The following is a 14,823-nucleotide window of genomic DNA, read 5'->3' on the forward strand; positions in this document are numbered from 1 at the left end:
GAATGAGAATGTCGCTAGAAAACGCCCCGGATGAAGTCAAACTGGCCGTCGATTTAATCATGCTGCTGGAAGAAAACCAGGTCTCCGCGCAAACGGTGCTCGGCGCGCTGGAAATCATTCGCCGTGATTATGAAAACAAGCTAAAGAACGCGCCGGAATCGGCGCAGGACGAGGAACCGTAGCGGGCTACGGGGCGGCGCATCGGCCGCCCCGGGGCGCCGTTAGCCAAGCATCGGGGAAGGATCGTCCCCTTTCACTTCACGCTTCAGCTCCGTGACTTCATCACCCTTTTCATTACGCAGATGCACTTCCAGCTGGTTGAAGGCGATGTTGATATTGTTCTCGCGGCACAGACGATCGATGGTGCGGTTCAGCTCGTCCACCGTGTAGCTGCGATCGCGCAGTTCGCGAACGTAGAGACGCAGTTCGTGATCCAGCGTGCTGGCGCCAAAGGTGGTGAAGAATACCGACGGCGCAGGTTCAGGCATCACCTTCGGATGCTCATGCGCGGCCTGCAGCAGAACCTCCTTCACCTTATCCAGATCCGAGCCGTACGCCACGCCGAGGCGGATGACGACGCGGGTAACGGTGTCGGACAGCGACCAGTTGATCAGACGCTCCGTCACGAACGCTTTGTTTGGAATAATCACCTCTTTACGGTCAAAGTCGGTGATCGTGGTCGCACGGATGCGGATCTTGCTGACTGTGCCGGAGAAGGTCCCGATGGTGACCGTATCGCCGATGCGGACCGGGCGTTCAAACAGGATAATCAGGCCGGAGACGAAGTTACCGAAAATTTCCTGCAGGCCAAAGCCGAGACCCACCGACAGCGCGGCCGCCAGCCACTGCAGCTTGTCCCACGAGACCCCCAGCGAGCCGAACACCGTCATCGCGCCAATCGCGATAATGGCGTAGTTCAGAATTGAGGTGATCGCATACGACGTCCCCTGGCGCATGTTGAGCCTTGAGAGAATCAGTACCTCCAGCAGACCCGGCAGGTTGCGGATTAGCGCCCAGGCCACCATCGAGGCCACTATCGCAAACAGCAGGCTGCCCATGGTGACGCTTTTGACCACGCTGACGCCCGCTTCGGTGCCGTTGTAGTGCCACAGGGTGATGCTATCGAGGTAGGCGAATACGGTGATCAGATCCGACCAAATCGCCCAGAACAGGATGCCGAACAGGGCGATCATCACCAGCATGGTGATACGCAGCGTTTGCTGGTTGACCTGCTCCAGGGCAATCGTCGGCTCCTCCTGCGGCTCGGCACCCTCGGCGCCCTCTTTCACCAGGTGCTGACGGCGGGCCAGCGCGCGACGCCAGGCAATACGGCGGGCCGCCACGCTCAGGCCGCGCAGCACGGTCTGGTAGAGCAGATTCCACAGCATCACCAGATAGACGGTTTCAATCCAGCGGCCGGCCAGGCGCAGCGTGGTATAGAAGTAGCCGGTCGCCGTCAGCGCCATCAGCGCAACGGGGACGATCGACAGCACGGTGACGGTCACCAGACGCAGGCTGTGCGACTCCTTATCGCGCCAGCTTTCGCGGCACATCGGCCACATCAGCACAGCGATCAGCAGCAGGTTGATAAAGATAACGAACTGCCCCAGCACGTCGTCCATCAGACGCAGCGGAGAGAGCTCGGAGATGACCGACCACAGATTCAGCGGCAGCAGCGCCAGGCTGACGCGGACAATCTGTCGCCGCCAGTGGCGGGTCAGCCTGAGGCGGCATATTAAAGTGGCTCACCGCCACGCCGTCTTTTTCCAGAACCTTCCAGCACAGGCCAAACACCAGCCAGAACAGCGCCAGCTTCTTGCTGTAGGCCCACAGCAGATCGCTGATATTGAGCTGCATGGTCAGCAGGATCAGGCCGACGGCGAGGATCAGCAGAACCACCGGCAGGGCTCTGATCAGATCGATGAAAATCGCTTTTGGCGTATGCAGACTGGGTATCGTTACGCAGTTGCCCAACCTGTGAAGCCAGTTTCGCCTGGTAGCCGCGCAGCCACTGCAGGCGCCAGCGGATAAGGCCGGCAATCAGCAGCAGCGGCAGGCCGGCGAGGAAGGCCACAAATACGGCGGGCCAGGCTTTCTCCCAGTTTACGGTGATTTTCATCGCCTTAAACTGTCCTTGTAGCGCTTCAGGGAAGGATTTTACCCACTCCCAGTCCATAGGCTTGTTGCTGTTAACCCAGAAAATTTGCTGCGTCAGGATGGCCTTCAGGGCGCTGGAGACGCTCATCAGCTGCTGCTGGTTAATCTGCAGGTTAATCGCCATCATCAGCTGATTGCCCAGCTGCTTGTTGAACTGATCGAGCAGCTCGCGGCGCATATCCACGATGTCCAGCAGGGCGTCGTGGACTTCCGGATTCACGTCGCTGCTGTGCCCCTCTTCCAGTTTTGCGACGTAGGTATCGCTCTGGAACAGGGCGTCGCGCTGCTGGTTTACCTCAAATTGTTCGAGGCGCAGGTCGGCGATGCGGTTGGTCATATCCTCCAGCTCGTCGGCTGACGGCAGCGTCTGCTGCTGCTGGTAAAGGATACGCGACAGCAGCAGGCTGCCCTTCAGGACCGAAATCTGTTCTTTGATATCGCGTTCCGACTGCAGCGCGCGATCGAGCCAGTTTTTGACCTTAATATTGCGCTGCACCAGCTGGTTGCCGTTTTCAGTCGCCGAGATCAGCCGCTGGCTAAGCTGGTGGTTAATCTCCAGCTCCTGCTGCACCAGCGGATTGGCCTGAATGCGCGCGGTCTCATCGGGCGTCATCGCTTCCTGGGCCGTTTTTTCCGTCAGCGTCAGCCGCTTGCTGTTAACGGCTTCCTGCAGCAGCTGCAGCTGATGCTCCAGACGGTTGCTGTTGGCGCTGACGTAATCCCGCTGCTTCTGCAGCGTGTCCTGCAGGACGGTATTACCTTCCAGGCTTTTACGCTGCTGATCGATCTGCGCGTTCAGCAGCGCCTGCTGCGCCAGCAGCAGCTCCTGCTGGGTTGGGCGCAGGGTCTCTTCCCCCGCCGAGGTGCCGTTCAGCCGGTTACGGATCTGCTGCAGCTGCTGGGAGGCCGAATACATCGCGTTCTGCACGCGCTCCGGCTGCGTTTGCAAAGAGACCAGCTGGCTGTTGTACGTCGCCAGGTCATTCTGCGCGTTTTGCAATTCGTCCAGATTCTGGGTCACGCGGGCTTCCAGCTGACGAAGCGACAGCGAGCCCAGCGTTTTACGCGTGGCCTCATCGTCGGGCGCGTCGCCGAGCGCGTTCAGGCCATCGACCGCCTGGCGCATTTTCGCCGGGGCCTGCTCGACCTGCTGGCGCAGCTGGGCCGCCTCAGACTTTATGCGCTCAATTTTATCGAGCGTTTCGAGGGTTTGCGTCAGGTCCTGCTGAATAAGCTTATCCAGAGGGGAGAGATCTTTCTGTTTATTCAGCGTATTGAGCTGGCTCTGCACTTCAGAGCGATCGGGCAGATCCGCCGCGAAGGCCCGGGTTGCGCCGAGGCTGCCGACGAAAAATATCAGTACAATTACAAAAGCGGAAATGGCATTTCGCCAACGGATAGTATGCAGCATAGTGTTAACATGAATGATTGCAAAAGCCGGAGAATACCGGGGGTCGTCGCAGCGCGCAGAATAGCACTTCTACCCGCGCGCGAATAGCGGCGGATAGCGGCATTTTTTCGCGCTGCTTAAGGCCGGAAATATGAACTCAGCGTCAGGGCGCGGCCTCGGCTGGCGCCCGCAGCGAAGGGCAAAACTGATACATTTCCAGCAGCGTCTCGACAAATTCGCGCGCGTCTTTTTGCAGATCGAAAGAATCCGGCGCAAACAGCCAGTTTTCCATCAGGCCGGAAAGGTAGCTGCGCATTAAAATCGCCGCCCGCCGGGTGAGTAGATTGGCCGGCAGCATCTTCGCCGCAATACATTCGTTAAGTGTGAGTTCAATGCGATCGTAGCTTTCGAGACACAGGCTGCGCTGCGCCTCCTGAACCACCGTCATCTCGCCAACAAACTCGCATTTATGGAAGATGATTTCCATCATCAGCCGACGACGCTCTTCTGTCACCGTGGCTTCAAGAATATAGACTAAGATCTCACGGACAACTGACAGTGGATCGTTGGGGAATTTTGCCCGATACTCAACTTCGAGGTCACTAATACTGGCCTCTGAAAGCACCCATATTTCATTAAATAAATCTGATTTATTCTTGAAATGCCAGTAGATAGCCCCCCTCGTCACCCCTGCAGCTTTTGCAATTGCTGCCAACGAGGTAGATGATACGCCTTGCTGCGAAAACAAACGCAGAGCAACGTCCAGAATGTGTTGCCGGGTTTCAAGTGCCTGTTGTTTGGTTTTTCGTGCCATAGGTCGATGAGTTTACAGAGGTTACGTTTACATACATTTATGAATGTATGTACCATAGCATGACCATAATAGAAACACAGTAGTGGGTTTGTGGTCGTTTGAGCCACTGAACAATTTGAAATTGGACACTCGAGGTTTACATATGAACAAAAACAGAGGGTTAACGCCTCTGGCGGTCGTTCTGATGCTCTCAGGCAGCTTAGCGCTAACAGGATGTGACGACAAACCGGCTCAACAAGGGGCCCAGCAAATGCCGGAAGTCGGCATTGTGACGCTCAAATCCGCACCGCTACAAATCACCACCGAGCTGCCTGGCCGCACCAGCGCATACCGCGTTGCTGAAGTTCGCCCTCAGGTGAGTGGTATTATTCTGAAACGTAACTTCACTGAAGGCAGCGATATCCAGGCAGGCGTGTCCCTTTATCAAATCGATCCAGCTACCTATCAGGCCAGCTATGAAAGCGCGAAAGGCGACTTAGCCAAAGCGCAGGCGGCCGCAAACATCTCCCAGCTGACGGTCAAACGCTACCAGAAACTGTTAGGCACCAAATACATCAGCCAACAGGACTACGACACCGCGGTTGCTGACGCGCAGCAGAACAATGCTGCCGTCGTGGCGGCAAAAGCCGCCGTCGAAACCGCGCGTATTAACCTGGCCTATACCAAAGTGACTTCGCCTATCAGCGGTCGTATTGGTAAATCGGCGGTGACGGAAGGTGCGCTGGTGCAGAACGGCCAAACCACCGCGCTGGCAACCGTTCAGCAGCTGGATCCGATCTATGTTGACGTTACCCAGTCGAGCAACGATTTCCTGCGTCTGAAACAGGAGCTGGCAAACGGTACGCTGAAACAGGAAAACGGCAAAGCCAAGGTCGAACTGGTCACCAGCGATGGTCTGAAGTATCCGCAGGGCGGCACGCTGGAGTTTTCCGACGTGACCGTCGATCAGACCACCGGTTCCATCACTTTGCGCGCTATCTTCCCGAACCCGGACAACTCCCTGCTGCCAGGTATGTTCGTCCGCGCGCGTCTGGAAGAAGGCACCAATCCTGACGCGCTGCTGGTTCCGCAGCAGGGCGTCACCCGCACTCCGCGCGGTGATGCCAGCGTCATGGTCGTGGGCGAAGGCGATAAGGTCGAAGTTCGTCAGGTTACCGCCACCCAGGCGATTGGCGACAAATGGCTGGTCACCAGCGGGGTGAAATCGGGCGATCGCGTCATCGTCGCCGGACTGCAAAAAGTAAAACCAGGCGTGCAGGTGAAAGCGCAGGAAGTAGCCTCTGATGATAAGCAGCAAGCCGCAAGCAAAGCTCAGTCAGAGTAAACCAGGTCTTAACTTAAACAGGAGCCGTTAAGACATGCCTAATTTCTTTATCGATCGCCCCATATTCGCATGGGTGATCGCCATAATAATCATGCTAGCTGGGGGACTTGCGATCCTGAAGCTGCCCGTCGCGCAATACCCAACGATTGCGCCGCCGGCAGTGACGATCTCCGCGACCTACCCCGGCGCTGATGCGAAAACGGTGCAGGATACCGTCACGCAGGTTATCGAACAGAACATGAACGGTATCGATAACCTGATGTACATGTCCTCCAACAGTGATTCAACCGGTACGGTTCAGATCACGCTGACCTTCCAGTCCGGTACCGATGCGGATATCGCGCAGGTGCAGGTGCAGAACAAACTGCAGCTCGCTATGCCGCTGCTGCCGCAGGAAGTACAGCAACAGGGCGTGAGCGTGGAGAAATCCTCCAGCAGCTTCCTGATGGTTGTCGGCGTTATCAACACCAACGGCACTATGACGCAGGAGGATATTTCCGACTACGTTGGCGCCAACATGAAAGATGCGATCAGCCGTACGTCAGGCGTGGGCGACGTTCAGCTGTTTGGTTCCCAGTACGCGATGCGTATCTGGATGGATCCGAACAAGCTGAACAACTTCCAGCTGACGCCGGTGGATGTCATTAGCGCCATTAAAGCGCAGAACGCCCAGGTTGCAGCCGGTCAGCTAGGCGGTACGCCGCCGGTGAAAGGCCAGCAGACTGAACGCCTCGATCATTGCGCAAACGCGTCTGAAATCTGCGGACGAATTTAGCAACATCCTGCTGAAAGTGAACCAGGACGGTTCGCAGGTTCGCCTGCGCGATGTGGCAAAAGTGGAGCTCGGCGGCGAAAACTACGACATCATCGCTAAGTATAACAACCAGCCGGCTTCCGGCCTGGGTATCAAGCTGGCGACCGGCGCTAACGCGCTGGATACCGCAAACGCCATTCGCGCTGAACTGGCGAAAATGGAGCCGTACTTCCCGTCAGGCCTGAAGATTGTTTACCCGTATGACACCACGCCGTTCGTGAAAATCTCCATTCATGAAGTGGTTAAAACGCTGGCTGAAGCCATTATTCTGGTCTTCCTGGTCATGTACCTGTTCCTGCAGAACTTCCGCGCCACGCTGATTCCAACCATCGCGGTTCCGGTGGTCCTCTTAGGGACATTCGCCATCCTCGCCGTCTTTGGCTTCTCGATAAACACCTTAACCATGTTTGGTATGGTGCTGGCGATAGGCCTGTTGGTGGATGACGCCATCGTGGTGGTAGAAAACGTCGAGCGCGTGATGGCCGAGGAGGGGCTTCCGCCGAAGGAAGCAACCCGTAAATCCATGGGCCAGATTCAGGGCGCGCTGGTCGGTATCGCGATGGTGCTGTCGGCGGTATTCGTCCCGATGGCCTTCTTCGGCGGCTCAACCGGGGCAATTTATCGTCAGTTCTCCATCACTATCGTTTCGGCGATGGCGCTATCGGTACTGGTTGCATTGATCCTGACGCCGGCGCTGTGCGCCACGATGCTGAAACCTATCGCTAAAGGCGGTCACGGCGAGCACAAAGGCTTCTTTGGCTGGTTTAACCGCATGTTCGATAAGAGCACCCACCACTACACCGATAGCGTAGGCAACATCCTGCGCAGTACCGGCCGTTATCTGGTGCTGTATCTGATCATCGTCGTCGGGATGGCATTCCTGTTCGTTCGTCTGCCGAGCTCGTTCCTGCCGGATGAAGACCAGGGCGTATTCCTCAGCATGGCGCAGCTGCCCGCAGGCGCCAGCCAGGAGCGTACGCAGAAAGTGCTGGATGAGATGACGGACTACTACCTCACGAAAGAGAAAGCCAACGTTGAATCCGTGTTCGCGGTTAACGGCTTTGGCTTCTCAGGCCGCGGTCAGAACACCGGTATCGCGTTCGTGTCGCTGAAGGACTGGAGCGAACGTCCGGGCAGCGAGAACAAGGTTGAAGCGATTACCGGCCGTGCGATGGCGCGTTTCTCGCAGATTAAAGATGCGATGGTCTTTGCCTTTAACCTGCCGGCTATCGTCGAGCTGGGTACCGCTACCGGCTTTGACTTCCAGCTGATTGACCAGGGCGGTCTGGGCCATGAAAAACTGACTCAGGCGCGTAACCAGCTGTTTGGCGAGGTTGCGAAACACCCCGATCTGCTGGTCGCCGTGCGTCCGAACGGCCTGGAAGATACTCCGCAGTTCAAGGTTGATATCGATCAGGAGAAAGCGCAGGCGCTGGGCGTATCCATCAGCGACATCAATACCACGCTGGGCGCAGCCTGGGGCGGTAGCTACGTCAACGACTTTATCGACCGCGGTCGCGTGAAGAAAGTGTACGTGATGTCCGAAGCAAAATACCGCATGCTGCCGGAAGACATTGGCAACTGGTACGTTCGCGGTAGCAACGGGCAGATGGTGCCGTTCTCGGCCTTCTCAACGTCGCACTGGGAGTACGGTTCACCGCGTCTGGAACGCTATAACGGTCTGCCGTCGATGGAAATCCTCGGCCAGGCGACGCCGGGTAGAAGTACCGGTGAAGCCATGAACCTGATGGAAGAACTGGCGGGCAAGCTGCCGGCTGGCATTGGCTATGACTGGACCGGTATGTCCTATCAGGAACGTCTGTCCGGTAACCAGGCTCCGGCGCTGTATGCCATCTCGCTGATTGTGGTATTCCTCTGTCTGGCAGCGCTGTATGAAAGCTGGTCGATTCCGTTCTCGGTTATGCTGGTTGTACCGCTCGGGGTTATCGGCGCGCTGCTGGCGGCAACGTTCCGCGGGCTGACTAACGACGTCTACTTCCAGGTGGGCCTGCTGACCACCATCGGCCTGTCGGCGAAGAACGCGATACTTATCGTCGAATTCGCCAAAGATCTGATGGATAAAGAAGGCAAAGGCCTGATTGAAGCGACGCTGGAAGCGGTACGTATGCGTCTGCGTCCCATCCTGATGACCTCGCTGGCCTTTATCCTCGGGGTTATGCCGCTGGTTATCAGTTCCGGCGCAGGCTCCGGCGCGCAGAACGCCGTAGGTACCGGCGTAATGGGCGGGATGGTCACCGCGACGGTTCTGGCAATCTTCTTTGTGCCGGTATTCTTCGTGGTCGTTCGTCGCCGTTTCAGCAAAAAAACGGAAGATATTGAGCACAGTCATCCGACCGGGCATCATTAATCTCTGAAATCAGGGCCGCATTTGCGGCCCTTTTTTTATCGATGAAAACGCACACAATGTGATTGTTTAGCGGATGTTCTGCTATATAATCAGCGAAGATGTAAGCTAGCCTATTTTTAGCAGATTATTCTTCACGGTTTAACTCTTCGGCCTCACTCAGAATATTCTTAATATCAGCATTATCCGTGGCTGCCGGCGGGCGCATAACAAAATATCCTGCTAAACCAATGATCCATAAGGTGTGTTTTACCATAGTCATCACCTTGATTTGTTTCGGTGTAATAGAGTCCGCTGCTTTAAGATAAATAAACGCCGATAATTGTAATTTTTCGTAATAGCACGGTGAAATCTGTTTAAGAGTGGATTATAGTTAAATCAACAGGATTACAATGTATGTACCAGGTCTGTTAGTCGTGTTCATCCCATAACGGTGCTTGTTAGTCGTCGTTTAAACCACGCAAAAGGGGATGTGTTATGGACGAATACTCGCCAAAAAGACATGATATCGCACAGCTTCGATTTCTCTGCGAAACCCTGTATCATGATTGCCTTGCAAACCTGGAAGAAAGCAACCACGGCTGGGTGAATGACCCAACGTCGGCTGTCAATCTTCAGCTTAATGAATTGATCGATCACATTGCGACCTTCGCGCTTAATTATAAAATTAAGTACGCAGAGGATAATAAACTGATTGCTCAGCTTGATGAATATCTGGATGACACTTTCATGTTGTTTAGCAGCTACGGCATTAACAGCGTAGATCTGCAGAAATGGCGTAAATCGGGAAATCGGTTATTCCGTTGTTTTGTTAACGCCAGCCGGGAAAATCCGGCCAGTCTTTCTTGTTAGTATTATTACAATTTAAAGGTGAATTTATGTCTGGTGAACCATTAACCAAAACGGACTATTTGATGCGCTTACGCCGCTGTCAGACAATTGATACGCTGGAACGCGTAATTGAAAAAAATAAATACGAACTTCCGGACAACGAACTGGCTGTATTTTACTCAGCGGCCGATCATCGTCTTGCTGAATTGACCATGAATAAGCTGTACGACAAAATCCCTACCTCGGTGTGGAAATTCATTCGCTAATTCACTTCAGGTAACTACCAGGCGGTAATCGGCTCTCTCCCCTCACTATGGGTACATTTGTGATATTACTCGCATAAATAGCCACGCGGCGCATCTGAAACCGGTTTCTTTTTTATACTGTGGCCACCGCTATTTGAGGAAAGCCCCATGAGTGAAGAGAAACTTAAGATGATCGCCGGAGAGCTGTATCAGCCCGGAGACGCGACGCTACGCGCGGACCGCCAGCACGCCAGGCAGGAGCTACATCGCTACAACCATTCGGCGCCGGACGAACGTGAGCTACGCAAAAACTGTCTGACAGCGTTATTGGGTCAGGCGGGCGATGCCTGGATTGAGCCCACCTTCCGCTGTGATTATGGTTACAATATTTTTCTCGGCAGTAATTTCTACGCGAATTTTGACTGCGTCATGCTCGACGTCTGCCCGATACGAATCGGCGATAACTGCATGTTGGCGCCCGGCGTACATATCTATACCGCCACTCACCCTCTGGATGCGGCCGAGCGCAATAGCGGTAGAGAGTACGGCAAACCGGTCACTATCGGTAATAACGTCTGGATTGGCGGCCGCGCGGTGATTAACCCCGGCGTGACGATTGGCGACAACGCCGTTATTGCCTCCGGGGCCGTGGTAGTAAAAGACGTTCCGCCGAATGCGGTCGTTGGCGGCAATCCCGCGCAAATCATCCGGATGCTGGAAGCTAAAAAAGAGTAACTGTTATGCTTTTCCGCAACTGATCTGTTACTTTTCCATCTGATTCCCGCAACCTAAAATAGCCTTCAGGCTGGGCCTTAGCAGAATTCGGGGACAAAATGACAGAAATACAGCAACTGCTGACCAACACTATTGATGAGCTCAATGTGAAAGAGAAGCGCGACAACCGCCCGCGCTTCAGCATCAGTTTTATTCGCAATCATCCGTGGCTGTTCGTCGCGATGTACGCCGCTTTTGCTGCCACCTTCGTCGTCATGTTCACTTCAGAGACGCTGGTGGATTCGGTATGGCTGCTGGTGGTGCTGTTTGCCCTGCTGAACGGCTTCTTTTTCTTTGACGTCTATCCGCGCTATCGCTACGAAGATATCGACGTCCTCGACTTTCGCGTCTGCTACAACGGCGAATGGTACAACACCCGCTTCGTACCGCCTCAACTGATCGAGAAGATCCTGCAGTCGCCGCGCGTCGCGGGCGAGCAGAAAACGCAGCTGCAAAAAATGATTGCTACCAAAGGCGAGCTGTCGTTCTACGATGTTTTTAGCCTTACCCGCGTCGGCACTGCCTGATAAGACGATTTAACGTCCGCAGCGCAGGAACAAAATGCGAAGCGGACGTATTGCCATATCCCAGCACCAGCCCGCTTCGCGCGCGCCGTGCATCGAGATAGAAGCGGCTTAATGCCGCTGGGGCCTGCTGATAGCGGCGGGCCTGCTCAACCACCTCCGCATCATCAATACCCTCAATCGCCACCGTCAGATGTAGCCCGCCTTCGCCGCCGAGAATATCGCAAGTCTGCGTTAGTTCCCTGGCCAGGGCGTCGCGTAGCTGCAGCCGGCGCTTACGGTACAAACGGCGCATTGCGGCCAGATGACGGGCATAGTGGCCCTCTTCGATAAAGAGCGCCAGCGCCCGCTGCTCCGCGCGATGGCCGCCCCGCAGCAGCGCGCCAACCGCGCCCTGGGCCGCAGCGGCCAGCGCCGGCGGCATGACGACAAAACCAATGCGCAGCGCCGGAAACAGCGTTTTACTAAACGTACCGAGATAGACCACCGGCGCATTTTTTATCATCCCCAGCATCGCCGGGATCGGCTCGCCGCTGTAGCGAAACTCGCTATCGTAATCATCTTCCACGATCCAGGCATTATGCTGGCGCGCATACTCCAGCTGCGCCAGGCGTCGCCCGGCGCTCATCACCGCTCCGCACGGATACTGGTGCGAAGGCGAAGTGAAAATCAGCCGCGGCGTTTCACCCTCGTCAATCTCCGGACGCATTCCTTCGCTATCGACCGCCATCCCCTTCACCCGTAGCCCGGCCTTGAGAAACACGCTTTTTGCGCCTAAATATCCCGGCTCCTCCACCCAGGCGATATCGCCGGCCACGCTCAGCAGGTGGGTACATAGATTGACCCCCTCAAGCGCGCCTTCGGTAATAACAATCTGTCGGGCATCGCAGCGAATACCGCGCGACAGCGCCAGATGGCGAACGATAGCCTGCCGCAGCGCCAGCTCCCCCGCCGCATCGCCGTAGCCCAGCAGCATACTGCCCTCCTCGCGCAGGACGCGATCGAGCAGGCGTCGCCAGATGGAGAGAGGGAAGTAGTTAATCGCCGGCGTGCCGGGAGTAAAGGCCAGCGCCGGAGAATCGCGCCGGGCGCCCGCCGGAAGCGCCAGCAGAGCTTCCGGCAGAGCAATAGCGGGTATCGCGGCTTCGCTCTCCGGCGAAGACTTGAGCGCCGCGACGTGCGTTCCCTGGCGGCTGCGTAGCAAATAGCCTTCCATCGCCAGCTGTTCCAGCGCCGCGTTAATCGTATTGCGCGAGAGATTGAGCCACGTAGCGATCGCACGTGAACCCGGCAGACGGCTGCCGCCAGCCAGAGTCCCCTGCAAAATAGCGCCGCGCAGGGCGTGGTACAGCGTCCGCTGCAGCGTCTCATCGCCCCTGTCGCGCAGGGCGTGTTCCAGTAAAGTGAAAAAGGCGTGGTCAGGGATATTCATTGCGGCTCCTCGTGGCACCATGAAAATATAATTCAATGGCACTTTTTATGGAACCAGTAAGGCCTTAGTCTCACCGCATCCGTCCATACAAGGAAAGCGAAATGAATCAGCATAACCACTTCGGCCAACCCGTTGGCGATGCCCTGCCCGACTGGCAGCCGCGCCCCTCCCCGCAGCGGCAAACCCTGCAAGGCCGTCTCTGTTACCTGGAGCCGCTGGCCGGGAAGCACGCGGAGGCGCTCTTTGCTGCGCATCAGCTGGCCCCGGATACGCGCAGCTGGACCTGGCTGCTGCGTGAGCCTGATAGCAGCGTCGAAGAGTTTAGCGCATGGGTAAATGGCCTGGCCGAGCTTAGCGACCCGATTCATTTTGCGGTCGTTGACCGCCAGACCCTACGGCCCGTCGGCTCGCTGGCGCTGATGAGAATTGATGCCAATAATGGCGTTGTTGAGGTCGGGCACGTGCATTTTTCGCCGCTGCTTAGCCGAACGGCAATGGCCACCGAGGCGCACTGGCTGCTGATGCGCTACGTGTTTGATACCCTTGGCTATCGCCGCTATGAATGGAAATGCAACAGTCTGAACGAACCTTCCCGTCGGGCGGCGCGGCGGCTAGGTTTTCATTATGAGGGGCGCTTTCGTCAGGCGCTGGTGATAAAGGGCCACAACCGGGATACCGACTGGTTTTCGATTATCGATAGCGAGTGGCCGCAGATTGATAGCGCCATGCAGAAATGGCTGGCCAGCGACAATTTCAGCGCCGATGGCCAGCAGCTCCCGTACCCTGGAGAGCCTTCGCCCGCAGTCGGACTAGCGTCTTTTTTTGCGCCCCTGCACGGCCTTAAAGCGGGGGTTGCTTTTGCAGATGACGTACAGCCGCCCTTTGCGTTTGACTATCTGGCAATCCGGATGGCGCTGTTTGGCGCTGCGTAATGAGTTAAGCACCTGCATTATTCGCTCCTTTTCGCATCAATAAAGCCGCCGAAACGCTTGCGGAAACGAGCGGTGCTCCCCTCATTGGAGAAGGTTTTCTGCTTACCGGTGTAGTACGGGTGCGATTTGGAGGAGACGTCAATCGCCACGTAGGGATAGGTCACCCCTTCCAGATCGATCTCACGCTCGGTTTTTATCGTCGAACCCACTTTAAAATATTCATTAGCGCTGGTGTCGTGAAACACCACGGTGCGGTAATGCGGATGAATATTCGCTTTCATGATGACCCCATAAGAGATGTTATAACATAACAATAAGGTTACGCCGCTTAAGAGTAAAGATCAACCATGAACAGAAAGGGGATTTAGGCGGCGGGCTGACGCGCCCGTTCGTGGCAGCCAACCGATGCCGCTTTCGACGATAGCTTCTGCAGAGTCTCTGCTGAAAATAACCAGCGCATCAGCGCCGATAATGCCGCTGCGGACGCCCGCTGATAGTTCACAATGCGCAACATCTTGCTGTCACGATCGTTAATTAAGCTGTTACCGGATGCCGAACGCTAGCGCGGAAGGCATTCCGGCCCTCGTTTTCTCCGCGCGTTCAATGCCTGAACGCTGTGGATCGTCCAGCTTAGCCCGATATCGGCGGCATCTGCCGGCTCGGGCATTTTTTACATCTCATCATAATCCCTCTCCGCCGTGACCTTTTTACGCTGTCGGGCATACTCATCGAGCCTCCTCTGACATAAGGATATTCTCATGGCAACCCGATATCTGGTGAGTCTGGTTACGAGAATGGTGATTCTCGCCAATATTTTACCCGCCAGGCGCTGCCGAAGGACGCGTGTATTCTGTGGGCGGAAAATAATCTCAGGGCATCGTGAACGGCGCCATGGGATAAGGGCTACTTCAGATAGGATTTGATCACCTGCATCACCACCTCAAGATCGGCCTCGCGCTGCAGCTCTTCCGGCTCTTTAACCACGTGATCGGTCAGATGCCCCTGAATCACCTGCAGCATCATGCCGTTCACCGCCCCGCGGATTGCCGCCAGCTGCTGCAGCACTTCCCCGCACTCGTGCTCGCGATTAAGCATTTTTTCCAGGGCTCCGCTCTGCCCCTGAATTTTCTTCAGCCGGGTTAATAACATCTTCTTGTGTCGAACCGTGTGTGACATGAGGCAATCCACCATTTAAGTCTGTCTGCTGCGGCGCCAGGGCCG

Annotated in this window: 14 protein-coding genes and 3 pseudogenes; 8 read left to right on the top strand and 9 right to left on the bottom strand. The window is 56.0% G+C overall.

Going from position 1 to position 14,823, the window contains the following annotated elements:
- Nucleotides 1-8 precede the first annotated feature (8 nt).
- The gene (gene rsmS, locus ABOC21_RS18690) at nt 9-182 is read left to right on the top strand and encodes a pleiotropic regulatory protein RsmS (RefSeq protein ID WP_426812843.1); all 174 of its coding nucleotides are present in this window, start codon (nt 9-11) and stop codon (nt 180-182) included.
- 39 nt (nt 183-221) lie between these two features.
- On the opposite strand, the pseudogene mscK reads toward rsmS, so the two are convergent.
- Together mscK and acrR are read right to left on the bottom strand one after the other, a co-directional pair.
- A pseudogene (gene mscK / locus ABOC21_RS18695) lies at nt 222-3,568 on the bottom strand (mechanosensitive channel MscK).
- A gap of 142 nt (nt 3,569-3,710) precedes the next feature.
- Nucleotides 3,711-4,361 (bottom strand): multidrug efflux transporter transcriptional repressor AcrR, encoded by a 651-nt coding sequence (acrR, locus tag ABOC21_RS18700; RefSeq protein WP_426812844.1) that lies wholly within the window; start codon nt 4,359-4,361, stop codon nt 3,711-3,713.
- 142 nt (nt 4,362-4,503) lie between these two features.
- Here acrR and acrA point away from each other — a divergent pair, with 142 nt between their 5' ends.
- Nucleotides 4,504-5,685, top strand: coding sequence for a multidrug efflux RND transporter periplasmic adaptor subunit AcrA (gene acrA, locus ABOC21_RS18705; RefSeq protein ID WP_426812845.1), 1,182 nt, complete (start codon nt 4,504-4,506; stop codon nt 5,683-5,685).
- A gap of 34 nt (nt 5,686-5,719) precedes the next feature.
- Nucleotides 5,720-8,867, top strand: a pseudogene (gene acrB / locus ABOC21_RS18710) (multidrug efflux RND transporter permease subunit AcrB).
- A gap of 124 nt (nt 8,868-8,991) precedes the next feature.
- Here the strand turns inward: acrB and ABOC21_RS18715 are convergent.
- Complete coding sequence (locus ABOC21_RS18715; protein WP_426812846.1) at nt 8,992-9,120, bottom strand: hypothetical protein; 129 nt, start codon at nt 9,118-9,120, stop codon at nt 8,992-8,994.
- A 221-nt stretch (nt 9,121-9,341) separates the two neighbouring features.
- On the opposite strand from ABOC21_RS18715, the gene tomB reads away from it, so the two are divergent.
- From tomB to maa, 3 genes are all read left to right on the top strand, one after another.
- A complete protein-coding gene (gene tomB, locus ABOC21_RS18720; protein WP_041144356.1) occupies nt 9,342-9,716 on the top strand; it encodes an Hha toxicity modulator TomB in 375 nt (124 codons plus the stop codon).
- A gap of 26 nt (nt 9,717-9,742) precedes the next feature.
- Nucleotides 9,743-9,961: an HHA domain-containing protein gene (locus ABOC21_RS18725; RefSeq protein ID WP_041144355.1), complete on the top strand. Its 219-nt coding sequence runs from the start codon at nt 9,743-9,745 to the stop codon at nt 9,959-9,961.
- 147 nt (nt 9,962-10,108) lie between these two features.
- The gene (gene maa, locus ABOC21_RS18730) at nt 10,109-10,675 is read left to right on the top strand and encodes a maltose O-acetyltransferase (RefSeq protein ID WP_426812847.1); all 567 of its coding nucleotides are present in this window, start codon (nt 10,109-10,111) and stop codon (nt 10,673-10,675) included.
- On the opposite strand, the gene ABOC21_RS18735 is transcribed toward maa, so the two are convergent.
- Nucleotides 10,662-10,784, bottom strand: coding sequence for a hypothetical protein (locus ABOC21_RS18735; protein ID WP_426815533.1), 123 nt, complete (start codon nt 10,782-10,784; stop codon nt 10,662-10,664). The genes maa and ABOC21_RS18735 overlap by 14 nt on opposite strands.
- Between ABOC21_RS18735 and ABOC21_RS18740 the strand changes: the two genes are divergently transcribed.
- On the top strand, nt 10,774-11,241 hold the full coding sequence (locus ABOC21_RS18740) for a YlaC family protein (protein WP_426812848.1): 468 nt from the start codon (nt 10,774-10,776) through the stop codon (nt 11,239-11,241). The two genes, ABOC21_RS18735 and ABOC21_RS18740, sit on opposite strands and share 11 nt — an antisense overlap.
- On the opposite strand, the gene ABOC21_RS18745 is transcribed toward ABOC21_RS18740, so the two are convergent.
- A complete protein-coding gene (locus ABOC21_RS18745) occupies nt 11,219-12,670 on the bottom strand; it encodes a PLP-dependent aminotransferase family protein (RefSeq protein WP_426812849.1) in 1,452 nt (483 codons plus the stop codon). The genes ABOC21_RS18740 and ABOC21_RS18745 overlap by 23 nt on opposite strands.
- Before the next feature lie 101 nt (nt 12,671-12,771).
- Between ABOC21_RS18745 and ABOC21_RS18750 the strand changes: the two are divergent.
- A pseudogene (locus ABOC21_RS18750) lies at nt 12,772-13,483 on the top strand (GNAT family N-acetyltransferase).
- On the opposite strand, the gene ykgO reads toward ABOC21_RS18750, so the two are convergent.
- The 4 genes from ykgO to ABOC21_RS18770 all read right to left on the bottom strand — a co-directional run bounded on the left by ykgO (nt 13,480) and on the right by ABOC21_RS18770 (nt 14,778).
- A complete protein-coding gene (ykgO, locus tag ABOC21_RS18755) occupies nt 13,480-13,620 on the bottom strand; it encodes a type B 50S ribosomal protein L36 (protein WP_003859006.1) in 141 nt (46 codons plus the stop codon). The pseudogene ABOC21_RS18750 and the gene ykgO overlap by 4 nt on opposite strands.
- On the bottom strand, nt 13,620-13,883 hold the full coding sequence (locus ABOC21_RS18760; protein WP_426812850.1) for a type B 50S ribosomal protein L31: 264 nt from the start codon (nt 13,881-13,883) through the stop codon (nt 13,620-13,622). Before ABOC21_RS18760 ends, ykgO begins: the two co-directional genes overlap by 1 nt.
- An 83-nt stretch (nt 13,884-13,966) precedes the next feature.
- Nucleotides 13,967-14,116, bottom strand: coding sequence for a hypothetical protein (locus ABOC21_RS18765; protein WP_426812851.1), 150 nt, complete (start codon nt 14,114-14,116; stop codon nt 13,967-13,969).
- A gap of 389 nt (nt 14,117-14,505) precedes the next feature.
- The gene (locus ABOC21_RS18770) at nt 14,506-14,778 is read right to left on the bottom strand and encodes a metal-sensing transcriptional repressor (RefSeq protein WP_426812852.1); all 273 of its coding nucleotides are present in this window, start codon (nt 14,776-14,778) and stop codon (nt 14,506-14,508) included.
- Nucleotides 14,779-14,823: the final 45 nt, after the last annotated feature.

The organism is Klebsiella sp. WOUb02 (assembly GCF_050058015.1).
GTDB lineage: Bacteria > Pseudomonadota > Gammaproteobacteria > Enterobacterales > Enterobacteriaceae > Klebsiella.

What these genes read in the sequence shown, in the direction of transcription:
- rsmS (WP_426812843.1), top strand. Translation starts at nt 9, where the DNA reads ATGTCGCTAGAAAACGCCCCGGATGAAGTCAAACTGGCCGTCGATTTA.
- acrR (WP_426812844.1), bottom strand. Translation starts at nt 4,361, where the DNA reads ATGGCACGAAAAACCAAACAACAGGCACTTGAAACCCGGCAACACATT.
- acrA (WP_426812845.1), top strand. Translation starts at nt 4,504, where the DNA reads ATGAACAAAAACAGAGGGTTAACGCCTCTGGCGGTCGTTCTGATGCTC.
- ABOC21_RS18715 (WP_426812846.1), bottom strand. Translation starts at nt 9,120, where the DNA reads ATGGTAAAACACACCTTATGGATCATTGGTTTAGCAGGATATTTTGTT.
- tomB (WP_041144356.1), top strand. Translation starts at nt 9,342, where the DNA reads ATGGACGAATACTCGCCAAAAAGACATGATATCGCACAGCTTCGATTT.
- ABOC21_RS18725 (WP_041144355.1), top strand. Translation starts at nt 9,743, where the DNA reads ATGTCTGGTGAACCATTAACCAAAACGGACTATTTGATGCGCTTACGC.
- maa (WP_426812847.1), top strand. Translation starts at nt 10,109, where the DNA reads ATGAGTGAAGAGAAACTTAAGATGATCGCCGGAGAGCTGTATCAGCCC.
- ABOC21_RS18740 (WP_426812848.1), top strand. Translation starts at nt 10,774, where the DNA reads ATGACAGAAATACAGCAACTGCTGACCAACACTATTGATGAGCTCAAT.
- ABOC21_RS18745 (WP_426812849.1), bottom strand. Translation starts at nt 12,670, where the DNA reads ATGAATATCCCTGACCACGCCTTTTTCACTTTACTGGAACACGCCCTG.
- ykgO (WP_003859006.1), bottom strand. Translation starts at nt 13,620, where the DNA reads ATGCAGGTGCTTAACTCATTACGCAGCGCCAAACAGCGCCATCCGGAT.
- ABOC21_RS18760 (WP_426812850.1), bottom strand. Translation starts at nt 13,883, where the DNA reads ATGAAAGCGAATATTCATCCGCATTACCGCACCGTGGTGTTTCACGAC.
- ABOC21_RS18765 (WP_426812851.1), bottom strand. Translation starts at nt 14,116, where the DNA reads ATGTTGCGCATTGTGAACTATCAGCGGGCGTCCGCAGCGGCATTATCG.
- ABOC21_RS18770 (WP_426812852.1), bottom strand. Translation starts at nt 14,778, where the DNA reads ATGTCACACACGGTTCGACACAAGAAGATGTTATTAACCCGGCTGAAG.